The organism is Halogranum roseipondis (assembly GCF_059695585.1).
The window spans coordinates 880,959-899,764 of record NZ_CM185235.1 but is presented as its reverse complement, the minus strand read 5'-3'; the positions used below and the strand labels follow the sequence as shown (position 1 = coordinate 899,764).

Sequence of the window (18,806 nt, the reverse complement as noted above, 5' to 3'; positions counted from 1 at the left end):
CTCTGTTTCCGTAGTGTAACCTTCCGTTAGTGGTGATCGGAGAGACACGTTCCCTCGGCGTTTAGCATGAACTAAATACGGCCCCGCAATATTTGCCCGCATGCAGACGCTGCTCCTCAACAGCGACGACGTCCACGCCAACTGCCGGATGAGCGAACTCATCCCGGCCGTCGAAGACGCCTTCGCCGCCTACGAGACGGGTGACGCACAGATGCCGCCGAAGTCCTACATCGACCTGCCGCAGTACAACGGCGACTTTCGCTCGATGCCCGCCTATCTGGACGCGGGCGACTGGGACGCCGCCGGCATCAAGTGGGTCAACGTCCACCCCGACAACGGCGAGAAGTTCGACCTCCCCACCGTGATGGGGACGATGATCTACTCGGACCCCGAGAACGCCTTCCCGCTCGCCGTGATGGACGGCACCGAACTGACGATGTTGCGGACGGGTGCGGCCGCCGCCGTCGCCACCGACCACCTCGCCGTCGCAGACGCCTCCAGCATGGGTATCATCGGCGCCGGCGTCCAGTCGTACACGCAACTGCGCGCCATCTCGGAGATCCGCGACATCGAAGAGGTCGTCGTCTCGGACCTCTCGGAGGAGCGCGTCGCCGACTTCATCGACACCTTCGAGGACGACTTCGACGTCCGCGCCGGCTCCATCGAGGAGGCCGCCGGCTGTGACGTCCTCTCGACGGTGACGCCCGTCGAGGACCCCATCGTTCCCCGAGATGCGGTCGGCGACCACACGCACATCAACGCGATGGGTGCCGACGCCGAAGGGAAACACGAACTCGGCGACGACGTGCTCCTGGACGCCAAGCTCGTCATCGACGACTTCGACCAGACGACGCACTCGGGCGAGATCAACGTCCCGTACCACGAGGGCGTGCTCTCCGACTCGGACATCTACGGCGCCATCGGCGAGATCGTCGTCGGTGAGAAGGAGGGTCGTACGGCCGAAGACGGTATCACCGTCTTCGACTCCACCGGACTCGCGATTCAGGACGTCGCCGCCGCCCACGTCGCCTACGAACACGCCGACGAGAACGACAACGGCTACGAGTTCGACCTGCTCGGTCTCGCCGAGTAAGACCGCTTCTCGTCCGTTACGGTTTCACTCTTCTTCACCACTCCCCGTCTGTGCGGCGAGGAACTCGAGGAACTTGCTGATCGCCCACACGAGGACGATGAACGGCAGGAGTGGCACGAGGAGGACGACGAGTATCAGGAAGTACGTCAGTCCGATGACGTTCATCTCGGCGTCCGGTCGACTTCGGTACCCCGGGGTGACGGTTCGGTACGTCTTCTTCAGCACACCCTCTGATTCGTCTGGTTCACTGCTCATAGCCGTTCGTAGCACTGCAGCGCGGATAAGAGTTGGTCAGACAACAACAACGGGCCGGATCGTCTCCGGTTGTCTCGTCGACTACTCGAGGTGGACGGCCGGGCGGAACGGCGTCGCCTTCTCGGCGCGGTCGGCGGGGTCGTAGACGTCCTCGCTCCCCTCGACGTAGATCTCGACGTCGGCGTCGAACTCGCGACGGAGGAAGCCGGTCGCGTCCTCGTAGACGGCCGCCTCGTCCATCTCGCGCATCGCCTCGATTGCCTCGTCGTCCAGCCCGCGGACGACGTCGACGAGGTCCTGGACGAGTTGGTTCACCTCGTTGCCGCGCTCACGGAGGCTCTCGTGTTGCATCACCTGGCTCATCACCTGGCCGACGTTCGTGCCGACGTCGGCGACGGTGTCGAACACGAGGTTCTTCCAGTCGGCGGCGACGTACACCCGGATCGTCTCGGGGTCGGTCTCGGTGACGTCGATGATGTCGTGGACGTCCTCGGTTAGCCGCTCGACCTGTCGCTCCTCGACTTCGACGACGGTGCTCTCGTACTCGGGGTCGACCGCCGGCCACGGGGCGTCCTCGGCGGGCGTCCCCGTCAACTGCTCGTGGAGCTCGTTCGTCAGGAACGGGACGAACGGTGCGAGCAGGCGTAGGCGGGTCTCCAGTACGTGCCGGAGCGTCCACCGTGCACCGGGCCGGTCGAGGTCCGCACGGCGACGGTACCAGCGGAGCTGCTCCTCGAAGCCGTAGAAGGCGGCCTGACTGGCCGACCGCGTCTCGGAGTTCTCCATCGACTCGGTGACGGTACGGACGGTGTCCTGTAGCTTCGACAGCAGCCAACGGTCGACGTGCTGCAGTTCGTCTTCGTCGCCCTCGTCGCCCTCGATGAGATCCTGCGCCCGGTTCCAGAAGCGGTCGAGTTGGTCGCGGACGCTCTCGACCTGGTCGGCACGCCAGTCGAAGTCTTGCCACGGTTCGGCGGAGTTGAGCAGGAAGAACCGAGCGGTGTCGGCGCCGTACTTCTCGATCGCCTCGCCCGGCAGGACCACGTGACCCTTCGAGGAGGACATCTTCTCGCCCTCGAGCAAGCCCATCCCCATGACGACGATCCCCTGCGGCCAGTTCGGCTGGTCGAACAGGTCGGCGTGGTGGAACAGGTAGAACGTCAGGTGGTTACTGATGAGGTCGTTGGCGGAGAACCGGTAGTCGACCGGATACCAGTAGTCCCACTCCTCGCGCAGTTGCAGCGCGCGCTCGTCGGGGTCCTCGACGGCGTCCGCGCCCTGGAACAGCGCGTCGAAGAACTCGCGGTCTAAGTCCTCGACGGGGACGTCCTGCAGGCGGTGAGCGATGGTGTAGTACGCCATGTAGATCGTCGAGTCGGACAGCGGTTCGATGACGAAGTCCTCGTCCCACGGCAGGCGCGTCCCCAGTCCGTAGTTTCGGATGCAGGGCCACTCGTTCAGCCAGTCGATGGTGTGGTCGTACTCGCCGCGGGTGTTCTCCGGGATGGCGTCCATCCCGTCGACGACCTCGTGGGCCATCCGCTTCCAGTCCTCGTCGTTGTAGGTCAGGAACCACGTGTCCTGTTCGGCGACGACGACGTCGCCGCCACAGCGACAGACGACCTCCTCGGAGAACTCCTGCATCAGATCGAACGCGCCGGAGTCGGCGTTGTCCTCCTTGAACTTGTCGCGAGCGTCCTTGACGAGTTCGCCGGCGTACTCGCCGTACATCTCCTTCAGGTGACCGGCGTGGAACTCCTTGTTGTAGAGGTCCTTGGTTGCCTTCTTCAGCGCCGGATCGTCGGACGACTCGATGCCGTTGGACTCGACGGCGTGCTGTGCGGGGATTTCGCCCCAGTCCTCCTCGTCGTCCTCGATGTCCAGAATCGGAACGGGTTCGATGTCGGCGACGTCGGCGGGGTCGATGCCGAACGACTCCAGATAGTCGGTGTCGGCCTTCGCCTCCTGCAGCGCGACGTAGTCGTCCGGCGAGTGGGCGGGGACGGACATGACGACGCCCGTCGCGTTGTCGGCGTCGACGAAGTCGGCGGGCAGGACGAGCACCTCGTCGCCCGTGACGGGGTTCGTGACGCGCTGACCGACGAGTTCGCTCCCCTCGTACTTCTCGAGCACCTCGACCTCGTGGGCCTGCAGACGCAGCTTCTCGGCTGCCTGCGTGGAGACGAACCAGCGTTCGCCGTCGACGTCGGCGACGGCGTAGTCGGCCTCGGGGTCGATGTAGGCGTTCGTGACCCCGTACACCGTCTCGGGGCGGAGGGTGGCCATGGGGACTATCACCTCGCGCGGTTCGTCACTGCGCGAGTGATCGCTTGACTCGCCCTCGCGGTTCCACCCGAACCGAACCAGCGTGTACTCCTGGAACTCGGCCTCCTCGCCCTCCAGCAGGTCGTGGGTGGTGACCGGTTGTTCCTCGTCGGTGCAGTACTTGACGGGGTGGAGACCCTTCTCCAGTCGGCCGTGGTCGCGCAGCGTCTCGTACTGCCAGGTGATGAACTTCGAGTAGCGCTCGTCGTTCGTGTTGAACTCGCGTCGCCAGTCGACCGACAGCCCCAGCGACTTCATCCCCTTCTTGTAGTGTTCCTCGATGAAGTGGTTGGCGAACCCCATCGGGGTCTCCAACTCCGAGAGAGTGTCTTCGGGGACGTTGTAGGTGTCTCGGAGGACCGACAGCTGCTTCTCCTCGCGCTTCTTCAGGCGCTCGACCGCGCCGATGATGGGCGTGCCGGTGACGTGCCAGGCGATGGGAAACAGCACGTTGTCGCCCTGCTGACGCCGGTAGCGGGCGTAGACGTCGGGGACGGTATACGTGCGGGCGTGGCCGATGTGCATCCCGCCGCTCGGATACGGGTACGGGACGGTGATGAAGGTGGGTTCCTCCTCCTCACCGTCGGCGGCCTCGGCGCCGTCGGCGGGCGTGTCCACGGGGTCGGCCTCGTACCGACCGCTCTCGGCCCAGCGCTCTCGCCAGCGCTGTTCGAGTTCCTGCGGGTCGTAGTCCATAGTCGTGTGTGTCGGGTCAGACCCTAAAATACTCCTATACCTGACGTGCTCGCTGTCCGATCGAATGTGGGACGGAGCCACACGCGACGCGAGCCTCACGGCGACCGTTGAGGGAAACGTTCAGGGGCGTCCTCGCCGAGCTCCAGCTCGTGGTGACTGCTGCGACCCGCGTGCAACGACGCCTTCGAGAGACGCTCGCCGACTGTCGGTCACAGTTCTCGTGGACGACGGAGTACCGGGTCGGTAGCACCCCCGTCGACGTCGCAGGTGAACGAGACCGAGAACTGGTGCTCGTCGAGTTGGAGTGGCGGCGGGCCGACCCCGCCGACAACACCGCGAAGCTGTTCCGCCATCTCGCGAGCGAGACGCTCGACGCCGATCGGGTTCACGTTCGACAGCTCTTTACGACCTACTACGACCTCGCTTCGGGTGGTGTCTCCTCGAAGCGCGAGAACGCCGAGTTCGTGGGTGAACGCGTCGCCGCGGCGTTCGACCACGTCGACTACGAGGGGGTCACGCTTCCGCTCGACCCACCGAAACGAGGCGGGGACCTCCCGACCGACTGGGAACGGACGCTCGACGAGGCAGCGGCGTCGCTGACGTGGTGAGTGGACGATAGAAAAACGGGGTTCTGAAGTCGATTCGACCACCCGACGACTTACTCGACGTCGATGTGGTGTGAGTCGTCGTCCTCGTCGATCTGGATCTTCGGGAGCGTGACCGTCAGTACGCCGTTCCGGTAGGTCGCGTTCGCGCCCTCCTCGTCGACCTCGACGGGGAGGCGGATGCTCCGTCGGACGGACTGGCTGCGTCGCTCGCGGCGGATGAACTGTTCCTGTTCTTCCTCACCGGATTCGGACGCCGACTCCATCTCGTGGTCGGCGACGACCGTCAGCACCTGGCCGGCGATCTTCAGGTCGATATCTTCCTTCTCGAACCCGGGCAGGTCGGCGACGACGACGATGTCGTCGTCGCGTTCGGTGACGTCGACGGCCATCCCGCGGTGGGCGACTATCTGGTCGACGCCGCCCTCCCACGAGCCGAGTTGGCGGTTCATCTCGTCGAACTGGCGGCTCATGCGTTCGAACATGCTCTCGAAGTCACTGAAGTCGAATGGGTTGGTACGTCGCATCATGAATGTCTCCGGCATCCAGATACGCCGTTCGAGAGCTTAACGTTTGTCGGACCAGAGCTACCTAATCGCACGCTACAGACGCTCTCGGCGTCGTCCACCGGCGTTCACGGGGGGCGGTGTGTCGCACCAGGAGAGGTGTATCGCTCTGGGAGTCGGCGCGTGGCTTCTCCGACGGAGTCACTGGACGTCGATGTCGAACCCGTCGTCTTCGGTCGTCTCCCGCTTCGGGAGGACGATCGTCAACACGCCGTTGTGGTACGACGCGCTCGACGCCGACTCGTCGATGTCGGCCGGGAGCGAGAGGCTCCGACGGACCTCTCGGTGGGTCCGCTCTCGACGGTGGTAGCGCGCGTCCGTCCCCTCGGTCGTCCGGTCTCGCTGCGCGCGGATGGTGAGTCGATTGTCGTCGACGGTGACGTCGATGTCGGACTTCTCGTAGCCGGGGAGGTCGGCGTTGACGACGACCTCGTCGTCGGTCTCGGAGACGTCGACGGCGACGTCGTGAGCGAGGCCGCTCGGTTCGAGGCCGCGACCCATCCGGTCGAACAACTCCTCGATGTCTTTGAACGGGTTGGAACGGTTCGGCATCGTACCTGTACTGTCGGTCCGTTTATCACTTCAACATTGTTGCCGCGGGGGCGACAGGAACGGTCGACGGTCCCCGTGATCCCTCTCGACGGCTCGTCTCAGTACAGGACGTGTCGCGTGTCGTAGGAGCCGAGGCGGCGGACCCACCCCTTGCGGGCGATCTCCTCGACGTCGGCGAGCGCCTCCTGGGCGCGCTCCTCGTACAGGCCGGCCTCGAAGTCGACGTGGAAGAGGTAGTCGCCGAGGCGGTCGCCACTGGGGCGCGACTCGATGCGCGAGAGGTTGATGTCTCGCTCGGCGAACGCTTCGAGCAGTTCGAGCAGCAGTCCGGGGTAGTTGGCGTTGGGGTAGACGACGACCGACGACTTCCCGCCCGCGTCGGAGCGTTCGCTCGGCGGCGCGACGACGAAGAAGCGCGTCGCGTTCGACTTGCGGTCCTGAATGTCCTCGGCGACGATTTCGAGGTCCTCACCCGCGTTGTCGGGGTGGCCGATACCCGCCACCGTCGGGTCGTTGCGGGCGCGCTCGACGCCGCGGGCGGTGCTGGCGACGGCCTCCAGCGAGACGTGGGGATACTGGTCTTCGAGATAGGTGCGACACTGCGCGAGCGCCTGCGAGTGGCTGGCGACGGTGTCGAAGTTGCCGCTCTGGGCGAGCAGCGCGTGGCGGATGGGGGTGACGATCTCCTCGGTGACGGCGATCTCCCGGTTCGAGAGCGCGTCGAGCGTCTCGGTGACGCTTCCCTCGATGCTGTTCTCGATGGGGACGACGCCGCGTTCGTACTCGCCGTCGGCGACGGCGTCGACGATTGCGGTGACCGACTCGCGGAACTCTACCTCGTCTGCGACGGCGCGAGCGGCGCGGTGGGAGTACGTGCCCGCGGGACCGAGCGTGACGGCTTTCATTATAGGTGGCAGTTTTTCGGTTACGGGCAAAAGGGCGTCGGGTCAGGAGGATAGTGAGAGAAATAGGTCTGTTGACATGTGCTGTGCGGATGTTTATAGAAACCGTGCTGAAGAGAGTGCGAGTGTCGCAACCGCATCGCTCACTCGATAGTGATCGACTCGACTTTGACGTTCGAGTCCACGATTGCTACGAGAGTCTCGTTGCTGAGGGAGAATCGAATTCGAGCTCGAGCCGGCTCGTCACTCACCAGTTCCGTGCTGATGTCATCTTTCCCTGTGGAGTGCTGCCAGCTGGGGTCGTTGACCACATCGACGCCGTGGTCGGCGAAATACTCGATTGCTTCGACCTGAAACATGAGCGGGAGGGCGGGAGAGGTCTGGACGGTGTCTCCACATCGTTCGCAGTCGTAGCGTGCCCGCACGGGCATCGGGTGTTCCAGGTCGTCGATTAGTTTCCCATCAACGCGTCCCCCACAGTTCGAGCAGAAACCATACACGACTTTCGAGACCGTGGCCCGCATCCAGCGATCGAACGCGCGTGGCAGTTCTTCACGTGTAAATTGCTCGAGGGTTGCTGGTGGGAACGAGAACTCGTTGCGCCACATCTCGCAGTCGTCACAGTACATCTTCGCACGCTCGTCAGCGAACCCAGCGACGAGATGCTCTACACCACACATCGGACAGGACCCCTCAAACTCGAAGGGTTCTATCTCGGCCTCAGTCGTGTACGCGCCCGAGATGATTGCACCGTACACTTTCCGGCCCGCAAGAGAGAGCCGATAGCCGTCGTCATCGTGAACGACAAGATGTCCGACGAGCTTCCCCAAATGATAGTTGAACTTCCCAGAGTCGCATTCGTCGACGGCCTTGCGGAGTCGTGAGAACGCTATGGGTTCACCTGCCTTGCTGAGAGCTTGGAGTATGCGCACTCGAAGGTCGTTCGACAGTAGCTCGAACGCCGCCTCTGGAGACTGGCGTTCGACAGTCACTCTATTCTTCTTTGACACATATGCCTACGAGTTGTACCAAACTATATTTGTGTCGCCTGAGGTACCAGATTCTGACAAAACTGCTCGCTGTGCGCTTCGCTCGTTTCACTCGCTCCAGTGCTTGCGTCGCAGAGGTTCGCCGGGAACCCGAGGGGTTTGCCGAGTAGCCGTGGCAGTAGATGGTACTTTGAAGAACCGCCAAACTCCGTGTTTAGCTACAGTAACCGAGCACCGATCCTCGGTCTCCGGGACTACCGCTCAGCGCAGTATTCGACGAAGTTCCGAAGGATCCGCAGTCCCGTCTCGCCGCTCTTCTCGGGGTGGAACTGCGTCCCCATCACGTTGCCCTCCTCGTTCGCCAACATCGCGGGGAAGTCGACGCCGTAGTCGGTCGTCGCGAGGACGGCGTCTTCGTCGTCGGGTTTGGCGTAGTAGGAGTGGACGAAGTAGGCGTACTCGCCGTCGACCCCCGCCACGAGCGGGTGGTCGCGCTGAACGTCGAGTTCGTTCCAACCCATGTGCGGCACCTTCTGGCCCTCCTTGAACCGGACGTTCGTGCCGGGGATGAGGTCGAGTCCTTCGACGTCACCCTGGCCGGCGCGGTCGGCCTCTTCGGAGGACGTGAGGAGCATCTGCATGCCGAGACAGATCCCCAGCAGGGGGACGCCGTCGTCGGCCGCCTCGACGAGCGCCTCGCGGAACGGCCCGGCGTTCTCCATCCCGTCGCCGAACGCGCCGACGCCGGGGAGGACGATACCGTCGGCCTCGTCGATGCTGTCTGGATCGTCCGAAATCGTCACGTTCGCGCCAGCCCGTTCCAGACCGCGCGTGGCGCTCCGGAGGTTGCCGAGCCCGTAGTCCACCACGACGACGTCGGCCAGTGCCTCCTCCTGAGGGTGGGTCGTACTCATATCCGATGCTACACGCGGGCGACGCAAGTCAGTTTCCGTTCGGGCGAACGCCGTCTCCACGGGACGCCGTCTCCCCACGCCGCCGGCGACTTCCGTCGGTGATCGTCCACTTTTCACCGGTGTTGATTCATTCTCTAGTACCTCTCACTCTTACTGTTCGTTCAATAGAAAAAATAGGAATCCTTAACTCTCCGCTATCGAAGCCCTTGACAACCCGATGGCAAACCGACGAAACTTTCTCAAGAGGGCCGGTGCGGTTGGTGCCGCCGGTCTGACGGGGCTGAGTGGGTGTACCGGTGACTCGAACGGCGACGGTTCCGACGGGGCGGAGAACGGGTCGGGGTCGCCGTCGTCGACGTCGGAGGGGGCGACGGCGGGCAGCAGCGACGGAGCCCAGACGCTCACGTTCGCACTGACACCCGCCGAGTCCGACGTCGACATCGAAGAGCAGTACAAGCCGCTCTTCAGCTACCTCGAATCGGAGGCGAACGTCTCGGTCGAGTCGACCGTCGCGGCCGACTACGCCGCCGTGCTGCAGGCACTGAAGAGCGGACGGGCGGACGTCGCCGACGCCGCCCCCGCCATCGCCATCCAGGGTGCCAACGAGGACGTGACGCAGGTCGTCGGTATCCGTATCGCGTACGGTGCCTCGCGGTACTTCTCGCTCGTCACGACGCCCGCCGACAGCGACGTCGAGTCGCTCGAGGACCTCCAGGGCGAGACGGTCGCCTTCGCCGACCGCCTCTCGACGAGCGGGTCGCTGTTCCCGCTGTACATGCTCAGTCAGGCCGGCCTCGACACGGGCGGTGCACCCGACGGGACGCCCGAGGACTTCACCGGCCAGTGGTCGGACCACGCGACCGCCCGCGAGACGACGATCAACCGTCCCGACGTGATGGCGGCGGGCACGGGTGCGTTCTCGACGGCCCCACACGTTCCGAAGGAGCAGTTCCCCCAGGAGTTTCTCGACGTGTCGGCGGAGAACGACGGCGACCTCGGCACCGAGGAGCCGCAACTCGACCTGCTGGCGACGTCGGATCCGATCCCCCGCGCACCGATCCTCGCCCGCACGGACATGGACCAGGACGTCTACGGCGACGTCGAGTCGGCCCTGCTGAACGTCTCGGAGGACGACCTTGTCAACGAGGAGCTAAACGACGACCAGCAGCTCTGGTTCACGGGCGTCGCCGAAGGCTCCGCCGAGGACTACCAGCCCGTCCAGAACGTGCTCGACGAACTCGGCGTGACGCTCGGGCAGTAGCTCCGCGTGACCCGCACCGTCTTCGCAGACGAACCGGACGACCGACCACCAGCGATTCGGCACGCAGCGTGCCGGTGACCACGACACATGAGCACGATAGAAGTAACGAACCTCAGCAAGTCCTACGGGGACGTCCAGGCGCTACGGGACGTCTCGTTTACCATCCCAGACGGCGAGTTCGTGGTTCTCTTGGGGGAGTCGGGGGCAGGCAAGTCGACGCTGCTCCGCTGTCTCAACGGGATCACGACGCCCACGTCCGGCTCGATCACCATCGACGACGAACCGGTGGAAGGGCCGCGCACCGACGTCGCGATGATCTTCCAACGACACTACATCCTCGAACAGATGAGCGCCTACAGCAACGCGCTGACGGGGGCGCTCGGCCGCACCTCGTTCCTGCAGAGCCTGTTCGGGCGGTACTCCGAGGACGACAAACGCGAGGCGCTCCGCGCGCTCGAGACGGTCGGCCTCCTCGACCAGGCCACCCAGCGAGCGGGCAACATGAGCGGCGGCCAGCAACAGCGCGTCGGTATCGCCCGTGCGCTGGTCCAGAACCCGAATCTCCTCCTCGCCGACGAGCCCGTCGCGAGTCTCGACCCCGCGAGCGCAGAGACGGTGATGCGCTACATCCGGCAGGCAGCCTCGGAACGCGACCTCTCGACGGTCGCGAGTCTCCACCAGGTGAACATCGCCCGCGAGTTCGGCGAACGCTTCCTCGGGATGAAAGACGGGGAACTCGTCTTCGACGGCTACCGCGAGGAGTTCACCGTCGACGTCATCGACGAGATCTACGGCGACATCGAGACCGAAGCGATCCGCGAGGAGCGGACGAGCGGGACGAACGACCGAACGACGCAGAGTGGTGCACGAGCACATGAGTACTGACGCCGACCGTCTCCAGCAGCGACTCTCGGCCATCCAGTTCCACAAGCGAGTCCGACTCGTCTTCTCGCTGGTGCTGGTGGCCGTCTTCGTCTTCTTCTTCCAGAGTGCGCTCTCGGAGGTCGGCTTCTCGGTCGGCGAGATCGTGGAGTACTGGCCGGACTTCACCGCCGCACTCGGCGAGTTCTTCCCGCCGGGCGAACTGTTCGGCTTCCTCCCCTTCGTCGACCTCGGCGCGTACTGGTCGTTCATCCGGGACCGGAACCTCCTCCTGGCGTTCGAGAACGGCACCCCCGTTCTCGGCGCGGTGTTCGTCACGTTCGCGATGGGGTTCGCCGGCACCGTCCTCGGCGTCCCCGGTGCCCTGCTGCTCGGCGTCCTCGGTTCCGAGCGCGTGACCCCGTACCCGTTCAACTTCCTCTTCCGCGGGACGATGAGCGTCATCCGCGCCATCCCGGCGCTCGTGTGGGCGCTCATCTACATCCCGCTCGGCGGCGTCTCGCCGTTCACGGCGACGCTCGCCATCGGGACGGACACGATGGGGAACCTCGGTCGGCTGTTCACCGACGCGCTCGAGGAGGTCGAGGACGGCCCCATCGAGGCCATCGAGAGCACCGGGGCGAACGGCCCGCAGAAAGTCGTCTTCGGGATGCTCAGCCAGGTGTTCACGCCCTTCATCGCGTGGACGTTCTACATCCTCGAGATCAACGTCCGCATCGCCGTCACCATGGGACTCATCGGTGGCGGTGGGCTCGGTCAAGTGCTCCAGACCCAGCGCGGCCTGTTCAGGTACACCAACATGATGGCGACCATCCTCGTCATCTTCCTCTTGGTCATCTCCGTCGAGGTGTTCAGCCAGCGCGTCCGGTCGTACATCCGCGGCAACGACGAGGGTCGGAGCCTCATCGGCCTCGTCGCCTCCTTCCCACAGCGGATGGCCGAGTCGATCTGGCGATAACACCCGCTCGACTCCGTTTCGACTCCCGTTCGACGCACCGGTCAGTAGTCGCCGAGTCGCGACTGGCCGCTCGACCCGTCGCCCGTGCCCGCCAACTCGGCAGCCTGTCGGATCGTCTCTGTGAACGTCTCCTCCTGACTCCGGTCGTACAGCGTCGCCGCCGGATGGACACAGACGAGCACCCGTCTCGAGGCGTCGCCGAGGCGTGCGTCGACGACGTCGCCCGCCTCCTTCGTCACCGCCACCGACCGATCGAGCAGATGTTCGCTGGGGACCTTCCCGAGCGTCACGATCACCTCGGGGTCGACCAGTTCGATCTCGTGTTCGAGGTAGCCGCGACAGTTCGACAACTCCTCTTTCGTCGGATCGCGGTTCTCGGGCGGTCGACAGCGGACGCAGTTGGTGATGCGCACGTCGGCGCGAGCGAGGCCGACGTCGCGGAGCGCGTCGTCGAGCACCGTGCCCGACCGACCGACGAACGGTTCGCCCTGTTCGTCCTCGTTGGCACCGGGGCCCTCGCCGACGAAGAGCAGGTCGGCGTCTTCGGGGCCGCCCCCGTTGACGATCTGACTCCGCGACTCGACGAGTTCGGGACAGCGCTCGCAGTCGACGACGCAGAGCCCTTCCATGTTCTCCATACGCCACCCGGGGTCGGCAACGGCTTAACTGACCGGGCTTCGGTCGTCCGCTTCGACGAACTCCCGTCCGGCGCGTGCGAGGAGACGCGCGACCCGGAGCGGTTCGGGGCGGCCGCCCTCGGGCGTGAACGCCCGGACGACGTCGCGAGCCTCGGCGTCGGCGACGCCGACGGCGCGGACGAACACGGTCTCGTCGTCGACTGCGACGCGCTGGCGCGAGGGGAGCGACTCGTAGACGGCCAGCCGTCGGTCCAACGCCTCGCCTTCGAACTGCTCGCGGAGCGCCGACGTCAGCCCCTCGCTGGCCTCGAACGACACCGAGAGGACGGGTCTGTCGGTCGCCTCGTGGACGGCGTGGAGGTCGTAGAGGTTGAACCACGCGGGGGCGATCCCCGACAGCAGGAGGTACTGGACGTCTTCGCGGCCGAGCGTGGAAAAAAGTCGAGCGACGGCGTCGGTCGAGTCGGTGCCGCCGACGGTACACTCCCGAAAGGCACAGCCGTCGACGACGCGGTCGGCGCGGACGAGCGCGCCGCACAGGGTACTTCGGGTGTCGCCGTCCGAGGCGGCGACACCGAGCGCTCTGGTGCCTCGCTTCACCTAGCTCTCTCCGTCCGATTTGATGTCCTGCAACCGGTTGAGCAGTTCGTCGTTCGACGCACCGTTCTCGAACTCCATGCTGCCTTGGTGGTCGTTCTCGCGGGACGTTACCCCGTCGTTTTCGTCGAGATCAGCGTCGTACTCCTGGTTCTCCTGCTCTGACTCGTCGTAGCTCCCAAATCCCATACATGCTATCGTTACTGTTTCCGGGTAAAAAATCCGGCGGAGTATCAGATTTCTGTCTGTTACCGGGGAATCGGCCGCTTCCCCGTCCGTTTTTCAGTCCCGACGACGACTCACCGGTATGGAAGTTTTCAACGTCACCGCCGACGCCGAGCAGTTCACCTGCAACGCGTACCTGCTCACGGGCGAACGGACGGTGCTCGTCGACGTCGGGTCGATGCCCGGCGTCGCCGACGTCGTGGCCGACCACGTCGACCACCTCGACGCGATCGTGCTCACCCACCAGCACTCGGACCACGTCGACCAACTCGAGGCGGTGCTCGACCGCTTCGACGCGGACGTCTACGCCTACGCCGAACACCCCCACCGGACACACGCGCTCGAAGCGGACGACACGGTCGCGATGGGCGACGAGACGTTCGAGGTCGTCTACACGCCCGGCCACGCCGCCGACCACGTCTCGCTCGTCGGCGAGACGGTGCTGTTCAGCGGCGACGTCGTCGTCTACAACGACGGCGCGTACGACGACGGCAGTTTCGGCCGCACCGACCTCCCCGGCCAGTCGCGCGAACGACTCATCCAGAGTCTCCGCGACCTGCTCGACCATCTCCCCGACTCCGTGACGACGCTGTACGCCGGCCACGGCGACGCCTTCACCGCCGACTCCGCCGGCGACAGCGTCCGCGACGTCGTCGAACGCGCGCTCGCCCGCGCCGAGGAACGACAGCCGAAGTACCCCGAGGAGTAGCCGCCGGCCTCCCACAGACGTTATTCTCCCTCGACACGAACCGTGTGGTATGGCAACAGACACCTCCCCGTCGACGACCGACGACGTCGGCCTCGACACCGCCTCGCTGACGCGCCTCCACTATCTCGGCGTCGCCCTGGCGGTCGTCACCGGCGTGATCCACCTCGTCCTCGGCGTCGGCTTCCTCCCCTCGCCGCTGGCGGTCAGTTTCGTCCTCGCCGGACTCGGCTTCTTCGGCGGGGTCGCGCTCTTCCTGTTCGGCGTCCGGCGACGGCAGGTCGTGGCCGTCGGCATCCCGTTCACGCTGCTGCAGTTCTTCGCGTACTTCGCGTTCAACTGGCCGGACGTCGTCTCGCCGGTCGGGCTGTTCGACAAAGTCGTCCAGCTGGCGCTCGTCGGCGTGTTGGTGGCGGTGTATCGCGCGGAGAGCGCGGAGAACTGAGTGCGCTTACGCGGTACGGCGTTCCTTCGACTTCGGGCGAAGGTGTTTGTAACCGCACTTCCGGCACTGCGTGGCCTTCTGCGGGTTGCGTGCGTTACAGCGCATGCAGATCTGTTTCTCCAGGGTTCGCTTGACGGCGGCGTCGAAACTGGGCATATAGCGTCCTCTTGCCGGCCCGGTTGTATAATGCTTGCGAGACGACCCCGTGTGCGAACCGCCGCTCTCGTCGCCGTCAGTGGCCGCCGAACCGCTCGTCGAGTTCGGCGCGCAGGTCGTCGAGCGTCACGTCTTTCATCGACAGCAGGACGAGGAAGTGGTAGACGAGGTCCGCACCCTCGGCTCTCATCTCGGCCGTGTCGTCGTCTTTCGCCGCCAGGATGAGCTCCGTCGTCTCCTCGCCGAGCTTCTCCAAGACGGCGTTCTCGCCTTTCTCGTGGGTGAAAAGCGACGTCGTGTACGACCCCTCCGGCAACTCAGCCTTGCGCTCCTCGATGAGTTCGAACAGTTCGTCGAGGATGTCCTCGTCGCTCATACTCGTTGTGGACACCCGCGACGTGAAAAGCGTGTGTTTCCGTCTCGGTCCGGTCTCGTCGGGAGTACGGGAGTTCACGGAGAAGGTTCCTGTGCGTTTAGCGCAGGGTGGAGGCCGACGCTCGGTGAGCCCTCCCGCAGCCAGTACTGAAGAGAAAGTGCGCCCCGGCAAAGAGAGACCACACCTGCAGCGTTGCTGACGGTGTGAGGCCGTCTCTGACCTTCCGATCTCGTGCAGGGTACTGCAGAGGTGGACGGCACAGAGACGGACACCGACGGCGAACTCAGGATAGGCCCACCGTGAGTGGGCCTGCGCCTGAGCTTCGACATTCCGGGTCGACCCATGGAATCTCCCATGGGTAGGCACTCTGCGCACTATGACACTATAAGTTAGTGTGAGTGCAGTGATAGCAGAGTCGATACGAAGGAGACAGCGGTGCGATCTGTCGATGGTCGGCCACGTTCACTCCGAGTTCGGCACGTGACCGGTGTCAGAGCGTGGGTTGTCTCCCCCTTCGCCCTACTCGGCTTCGACGGACGCCGTCGCCGACTCGAAGAACGCCAGTCGGTGGAGTCGGACGTCGTCGGTGAGCTCCGGATGGAACGACGTGCCGACGACCGGCCCGTCGCGAACGGCGACCGGGTCGTCGTCCCACCGGGCGAGCACCTCGACGTCGCCCGCGTCGTCGATGAGCGGCGCACGGATGAAGACGGCGGGGAACGGGTCGTCGAGGCCGTCGACGTCCAGCGGGGCCTCGAAGCTGTCCTTCTGGCGGCCGAACGCGTTGCGGTCGACCGTCACGTCGACGAGGCCGAGCGGGTCGACGCGGTCGTCCTTGGCGTCCGTCGAGGCGACGATGAGTCCCGCGCAGGTCGCGAGCACGGGTTTCTCCGCCTCGACGTGGGCCCGAATCTCCTCGGCGATCCCCTCGCCGTGGAGCAGTCGAGAGATCGTCGTCGACTCCCCGCCGGGGAGGAGCAAGACGTCGCAGTCGGGGACGACCCCGGACTGTCGGATCTCGACGACCTCGGCCTCCTCGCCGTGGCGTCGTGCGGCGCGCTCGATCGCCGCGGCGTGTTCGCTCACGTCTCCCTGTACGGCGACGACGCCTGCACGTAGCATGGGCGACTGTCGGGAGCGGGTCGATAAAAAAGACGCGACCGGCGGCCGCGGTCGTCCAGCGAGTCGGCGGTCGAGCGTCTCGACTCGGTCGGTCGTCCGAAGCCACGGCTGTTCGAGAAGTCGCGTCGTCGAGACGGAGGGGCCTCAGAGGGCGATGATGTTCAGGACCTGGATACCGACACCGAAGAGGATCCCGAACGCGACGACGGTCTTGGGGTCGACTCGGATCGCGTTGCGGTCCTCCGCGTCGAAGTACCGGACGAGTCCGGCACTCGACATCAAGCCACCGCTGTTCTGTCCACTGCTCATACTGTTCCTCTGCGCTCTTTGAGGCCGTAAACGTTTCGACTCGCCGGACGGTTTTGCCGGAGAGCGCACCGTCCGACGTTCGGTGTCCGCGACCTGTCTGCATCGAAAACATCCACCTTGGAAACCCTTTTACGAACTCGTAGGCTACCCGGAGAAGGGAACAATGACTGTCCGACTCAAAGACTTCTACGCCGACTGGTGTGGCCCGTGTAAGACGCAGGACCCGATCCTCGAGGAGATCGAGGGCGACTACCCCGACGTCTCGTTCGAGAAGGTCGACGTCGACGAGGAACAGGAGATCGCCAACCAGTATCAGGTCCGCTCGCTGCCCACGCTCATCGTCGAGAACGACGACGGCGTCGTCGACCGCTTCGTCGGCGTCACGCAGCGCGAGGACATCGAAGCGGCGCTGAAGCAGGCCGGCGCGTAAGTCTCACGACCGCCTGGACTCGACTGCCCTGTTTCTGCCCCACCGAACTGCGACGCCGAGCGCGTAGACGACGCTGCCAGCGACCGCCGCGGCGGCACAGAGCGCGAGGTAGAGGAGCCACGTCGGCGAGTCGGTGCTCGGTCCGAAGACGACCCAGTGGAGCACGAGAAACGCACCGAGGCCGACGAGCGGCCCGGCGAGGACGGTGGCGGCCGCTCGTAGACCGCGCCCCGCGAGCGCCTGCCAGCCGATCGTACTCAGCGTGCCGACGGCGACGACGGCGAGGACGAGACGGGCGACGGGTTCGACGCCGACGCCGAGGACGACGCGGACGTCCGCGAGTTCCCAGAGAAACCGCTCGACGGTCGTCGCGAGAAACGTGACGACGGCGAACGCGAGGGCGAGGAGGCGGACCGAGGGAGGGCGGAAGGAGGACACGTCGAACGAGTTCTGTGGCGTCGACTACTGGAACCGCACGCCGAGGTCGTGCATCCCGTCGTTGTTCGTCGCGACGTTGATGAGAAGCGGCGTCACCGCCTCGACCTCCGAGGCGTTGGCGAGACCGCCGGCGTCGAGCGCCCGCAGTCCCTCGATCCCCTCGGCGAGCATCCGCACCGTCTCCTTCGCGTCGAGGTCGTCGGCGACGAGCAGAGTGTCGATCCCCAACTCCGCGTCGAGGTCGGCGAGGCGACCCGCCGCGAGGTTGTGGAACGCGCCGACGACGGCGACGTCGTCGGGTGCGGCGTCGGCGACGAGCTGCGTCACGCTCCCCGCGCTCGGTGGGTGGTAGTGGAAGCCGTCGTCGTCGCGTTTGATGCCCGCTGCGGGCGTAACGAGCACGTCGCCCTCGTCGAGTTTGTCGGCGACGGCCTCGACGGTGTCGGCGACGTGGTACGGCGGCACCGAGAGGACGACGACGTCGGCGCGGTCCGCCGCCATCGGGTTCTCGAAGCCGTTGATCTTTCGGTCGACGCCGCGGCTGTCGAGTTCGGTCTCGTACTCCTCGGCCTTCTGTCGCGCCTTCTCGGGGTCACGAGAGCCGATGATGACGTCGTGGTTCGTGTGGAACGCCCACCGCAGCGCCAACCCTTCGCCGATGTCGCCGGTGCCGCCGAGTAGTGCGATTCGCATACGCTGACTGTGGAGGGACGGGAGGTAATACTGTCGACTGTCCGCACACGACGGGTTTCGACACCTCGAGATGTCGCATGTCGTCACGAGGGGACAGCCGACAGTACGAGCGTGCGCAAACGGCCAGTCCATCCGGTGTCGTCGGCCGAACGCCTTTCTGCCGGCGGAGAGAGACGGCGCGTATGGACGACCCCCGCAGCTACGACGTCCTCCTCCGTCCGACGGCCGACGACCGCGCTCGACCGGGACGGGCGTTCCTCACGGACGGCGTGCTCCTCCTCGCACCGTCTCGACACGGGCGTCTCGCACGTCTCGTCGGCGACGCGGCCAACGGTCTGTTCGGCCAGCTCCCCGAGTCGCTGGGGCTGTACGACCCGCACGCGGTCACCCGCACCGAGGCGACGCACGACCCGGAGACGTTGCGGGTTCGCTACGCCGACCTCCGGGCGCTCGCACCGTTCGTCCGTCCGACCGGGTTCTCGCTGCATCTCCGCGTCGACGGCCGCTCCGACGACGTCCGACTCGCGTTCCGCTCGGCGGACGAGCGACGCGAGACGGTCGAACTCGCCCGCGAACTCCGAGGGCGAGCGAGCGAAGCGGGCGTCGAGGTGGACTACTTCGACCCCGGCGGCCGGACGCGACTGCTCCCGCTGGACGGAGACAGGTGAGCAGG

General features: G+C 65.5%; 25 protein-coding genes. 9 read left to right on the top strand and 16 right to left on the bottom strand.

From position 1 onward, the window contains the following. The first annotated feature begins 100 nt into the window (after positions 1 to 100). Positions 101 to 1,093 (top strand): ornithine cyclodeaminase family protein, encoded by a 993-nt coding sequence (locus tag EOHIBHHM_RS04830; protein WP_497255143.1) that lies wholly within the window; start codon positions 101 to 103, stop codon positions 1,091 to 1,093. 24 nt (positions 1,094 to 1,117) lie between these two features. Here EOHIBHHM_RS04830 and EOHIBHHM_RS04825 read toward each other — a convergent pair whose 3' ends face one another. Both EOHIBHHM_RS04825 and leuS read right to left on the bottom strand, forming a co-directional pair. Then, positions 1,118 to 1,348, bottom strand: a complete 231-nt coding sequence (locus tag EOHIBHHM_RS04825) for a DUF7535 family protein (protein ID WP_497255141.1) — start codon at positions 1,346 to 1,348, stop codon at positions 1,118 to 1,120. 81 nt (positions 1,349 to 1,429) lie between these two features. Next, positions 1,430 to 4,369, bottom strand: a complete 2,940-nt coding sequence (gene leuS, locus EOHIBHHM_RS04820) for a leucine--tRNA ligase (protein WP_497255139.1) — start codon at positions 4,367 to 4,369, stop codon at positions 1,430 to 1,432. Positions 4,370 to 4,518: 149 nt separating this feature from the next. Between leuS and EOHIBHHM_RS04815 the strand changes: the two genes are divergently transcribed. Further along, positions 4,519 to 4,977, top strand: coding sequence for a hypothetical protein (locus EOHIBHHM_RS04815; protein ID WP_497255137.1), 459 nt, complete (start codon positions 4,519 to 4,521; stop codon positions 4,975 to 4,977). 50 nt (positions 4,978 to 5,027) lie between these two features. Here the strand turns inward: EOHIBHHM_RS04815 and EOHIBHHM_RS04810 are convergent, their stop codons facing one another. The 5 genes from EOHIBHHM_RS04810 to hisH all read right to left on the bottom strand — a co-directional run bounded on the left by EOHIBHHM_RS04810 (position 5,028) and on the right by hisH (position 8,897). Then, positions 5,028 to 5,504 carry an Hsp20/alpha crystallin family protein gene (locus EOHIBHHM_RS04810; RefSeq protein WP_497255135.1) on the bottom strand — a complete coding sequence of 159 codons (477 nt, stop codon included), beginning with the start codon at positions 5,502 to 5,504 and terminating at the stop codon, positions 5,028 to 5,030. Positions 5,505 to 5,681: 177 nt separating this feature from the next. Continuing rightward, positions 5,682 to 6,092: an Hsp20/alpha crystallin family protein gene (locus EOHIBHHM_RS04805; RefSeq protein WP_497255133.1), complete on the bottom strand. Its 411-nt coding sequence runs from the start codon at positions 6,090 to 6,092 to the stop codon at positions 5,682 to 5,684. A gap of 98 nt (positions 6,093 to 6,190) precedes the next feature. Next, on the bottom strand, positions 6,191 to 6,997 hold the full coding sequence (gene pheA / locus EOHIBHHM_RS04800) for a prephenate dehydratase (protein WP_497255131.1): 807 nt from the start codon (positions 6,995 to 6,997) through the stop codon (positions 6,191 to 6,193). A gap of 140 nt (positions 6,998 to 7,137) precedes the next feature. After that, entirely contained in the window at positions 7,138 to 8,004 is an 867-nt protein-coding gene (locus EOHIBHHM_RS04795; protein WP_497255129.1) for a winged helix-turn-helix domain-containing protein, read from the bottom strand. Between the two features lie 233 nt (positions 8,005 to 8,237). Further along, positions 8,238 to 8,897 (bottom strand): imidazole glycerol phosphate synthase subunit HisH, encoded by a 660-nt coding sequence (gene hisH / locus EOHIBHHM_RS04790; RefSeq protein WP_497255127.1) that lies wholly within the window; start codon positions 8,895 to 8,897, stop codon positions 8,238 to 8,240. Positions 8,898 to 9,114: 217 nt separating this feature from the next. Here hisH and phnD point away from each other — a divergent pair, with 217 nt between their 5' ends. The 3 genes from phnD to phnE all read left to right on the top strand — a co-directional run bounded on the left by phnD (position 9,115) and on the right by phnE (position 11,998). Further along, positions 9,115 to 10,158, top strand: a complete 1,044-nt coding sequence (gene phnD / locus EOHIBHHM_RS04785; RefSeq protein WP_497255126.1) for a phosphate/phosphite/phosphonate ABC transporter substrate-binding protein — start codon at positions 9,115 to 9,117, stop codon at positions 10,156 to 10,158. A gap of 87 nt (positions 10,159 to 10,245) precedes the next feature. Further along, positions 10,246 to 11,043 carry a phosphonate ABC transporter ATP-binding protein gene (gene phnC / locus EOHIBHHM_RS04780; protein WP_497255124.1) on the top strand — a complete coding sequence of 266 codons (798 nt, stop codon included), beginning with the start codon at positions 10,246 to 10,248 and terminating at the stop codon, positions 11,041 to 11,043. Further along, positions 11,033 to 11,998 (top strand): phosphonate ABC transporter, permease protein PhnE, encoded by a 966-nt coding sequence (phnE, locus tag EOHIBHHM_RS04775; RefSeq protein WP_497255122.1) that lies wholly within the window; start codon positions 11,033 to 11,035, stop codon positions 11,996 to 11,998. Before phnC ends, phnE begins: the two co-directional genes overlap by 11 nt. A gap of 41 nt (positions 11,999 to 12,039) precedes the next feature. Here the strand turns inward: phnE and EOHIBHHM_RS04770 are convergent, their stop codons facing one another. From EOHIBHHM_RS04770 to EOHIBHHM_RS04760, 3 genes are read right to left on the bottom strand one after another with little or no spacing between them, the layout of a single operon-like run. After that, positions 12,040 to 12,636, bottom strand: coding sequence for a uracil-DNA glycosylase (locus EOHIBHHM_RS04770; protein ID WP_497255120.1), 597 nt, complete (start codon positions 12,634 to 12,636; stop codon positions 12,040 to 12,042). Between the two features lie 24 nt (positions 12,637 to 12,660). Further along, positions 12,661 to 13,236 carry an endonuclease dU gene (locus EOHIBHHM_RS04765; protein ID WP_497255118.1) on the bottom strand — a complete coding sequence of 192 codons (576 nt, stop codon included), beginning with the start codon at positions 13,234 to 13,236 and terminating at the stop codon, positions 12,661 to 12,663. After that, positions 13,237 to 13,422, bottom strand: coding sequence for a DUF5786 family protein (locus tag EOHIBHHM_RS04760; protein WP_497255116.1), 186 nt, complete (start codon positions 13,420 to 13,422; stop codon positions 13,237 to 13,239). Between the two features lie 118 nt (positions 13,423 to 13,540). Here EOHIBHHM_RS04760 and EOHIBHHM_RS04755 point away from each other — a divergent pair, with 118 nt between their 5' ends. After that, positions 13,541 to 14,167: an MBL fold metallo-hydrolase gene (locus tag EOHIBHHM_RS04755; RefSeq protein ID WP_497255114.1), complete on the top strand. Its 627-nt coding sequence runs from the start codon at positions 13,541 to 13,543 to the stop codon at positions 14,165 to 14,167. A 49-nt stretch (positions 14,168 to 14,216) separates the two neighbouring features. Then, a complete protein-coding gene (locus EOHIBHHM_RS04750) occupies positions 14,217 to 14,609 on the top strand; it encodes a DUF7475 family protein (protein WP_497255112.1) in 393 nt (130 codons plus the stop codon). Between the two features lie 6 nt (positions 14,610 to 14,615). Here EOHIBHHM_RS04750 and EOHIBHHM_RS04745 read toward each other — a convergent pair whose 3' ends face one another. The 4 genes from EOHIBHHM_RS04745 to EOHIBHHM_RS04730 all read right to left on the bottom strand — a co-directional run bounded on the left by EOHIBHHM_RS04745 (position 14,616) and on the right by EOHIBHHM_RS04730 (position 16,572). Next, positions 14,616 to 14,765: a 50S ribosomal protein L40e gene (locus tag EOHIBHHM_RS04745; protein WP_089822200.1), complete on the bottom strand. Its 150-nt coding sequence runs from the start codon at positions 14,763 to 14,765 to the stop codon at positions 14,616 to 14,618. Positions 14,766 to 14,841: 76 nt separating this feature from the next. Beyond that, complete coding sequence (gene hisE / locus EOHIBHHM_RS04740; protein WP_497255110.1) at positions 14,842 to 15,141, bottom strand: phosphoribosyl-ATP diphosphatase; 300 nt, start codon at positions 15,139 to 15,141, stop codon at positions 14,842 to 14,844. Between the two features lie 519 nt (positions 15,142 to 15,660). After that, positions 15,661 to 16,263 carry a pyridoxal 5'-phosphate synthase glutaminase subunit PdxT gene (gene pdxT / locus EOHIBHHM_RS04735; RefSeq protein WP_497255108.1) on the bottom strand — a complete coding sequence of 201 codons (603 nt, stop codon included), beginning with the start codon at positions 16,261 to 16,263 and terminating at the stop codon, positions 15,661 to 15,663. Positions 16,264 to 16,407: 144 nt separating this feature from the next. Further along, on the bottom strand, positions 16,408 to 16,572 hold the full coding sequence (locus EOHIBHHM_RS04730) for a preprotein translocase subunit Sec61beta (protein ID WP_497255106.1): 165 nt from the start codon (positions 16,570 to 16,572) through the stop codon (positions 16,408 to 16,410). Between the two features lie 163 nt (positions 16,573 to 16,735). Between EOHIBHHM_RS04730 and EOHIBHHM_RS04725 the strand changes: the two genes are divergently transcribed. Further along, positions 16,736 to 17,002 (top strand): thioredoxin family protein, encoded by a 267-nt coding sequence (locus EOHIBHHM_RS04725; protein WP_089822192.1) that lies wholly within the window; start codon positions 16,736 to 16,738, stop codon positions 17,000 to 17,002. Positions 17,003 to 17,005: 3 nt separating this feature from the next. On the opposite strand, the gene EOHIBHHM_RS04720 is transcribed toward EOHIBHHM_RS04725, so the two are convergent. Further along, positions 17,006 to 17,440 (bottom strand): hypothetical protein, encoded by a 435-nt coding sequence (locus tag EOHIBHHM_RS04720; protein WP_497255104.1) that lies wholly within the window; start codon positions 17,438 to 17,440, stop codon positions 17,006 to 17,008. Between the two features lie 24 nt (positions 17,441 to 17,464). Continuing rightward, positions 17,465 to 18,133, bottom strand: a complete 669-nt coding sequence (npdG, locus tag EOHIBHHM_RS04715) for an NADPH-dependent F420 reductase (RefSeq protein ID WP_497255102.1) — start codon at positions 18,131 to 18,133, stop codon at positions 17,465 to 17,467. Between the two features lie 182 nt (positions 18,134 to 18,315). Between npdG and EOHIBHHM_RS04710 the strand changes: the two genes are divergently transcribed. Then, a complete protein-coding gene (locus EOHIBHHM_RS04710) occupies positions 18,316 to 18,801 on the top strand; it encodes a hypothetical protein (RefSeq protein WP_497255100.1) in 486 nt (161 codons plus the stop codon). Positions 18,802 to 18,806: the final 5 nt, after the last annotated feature.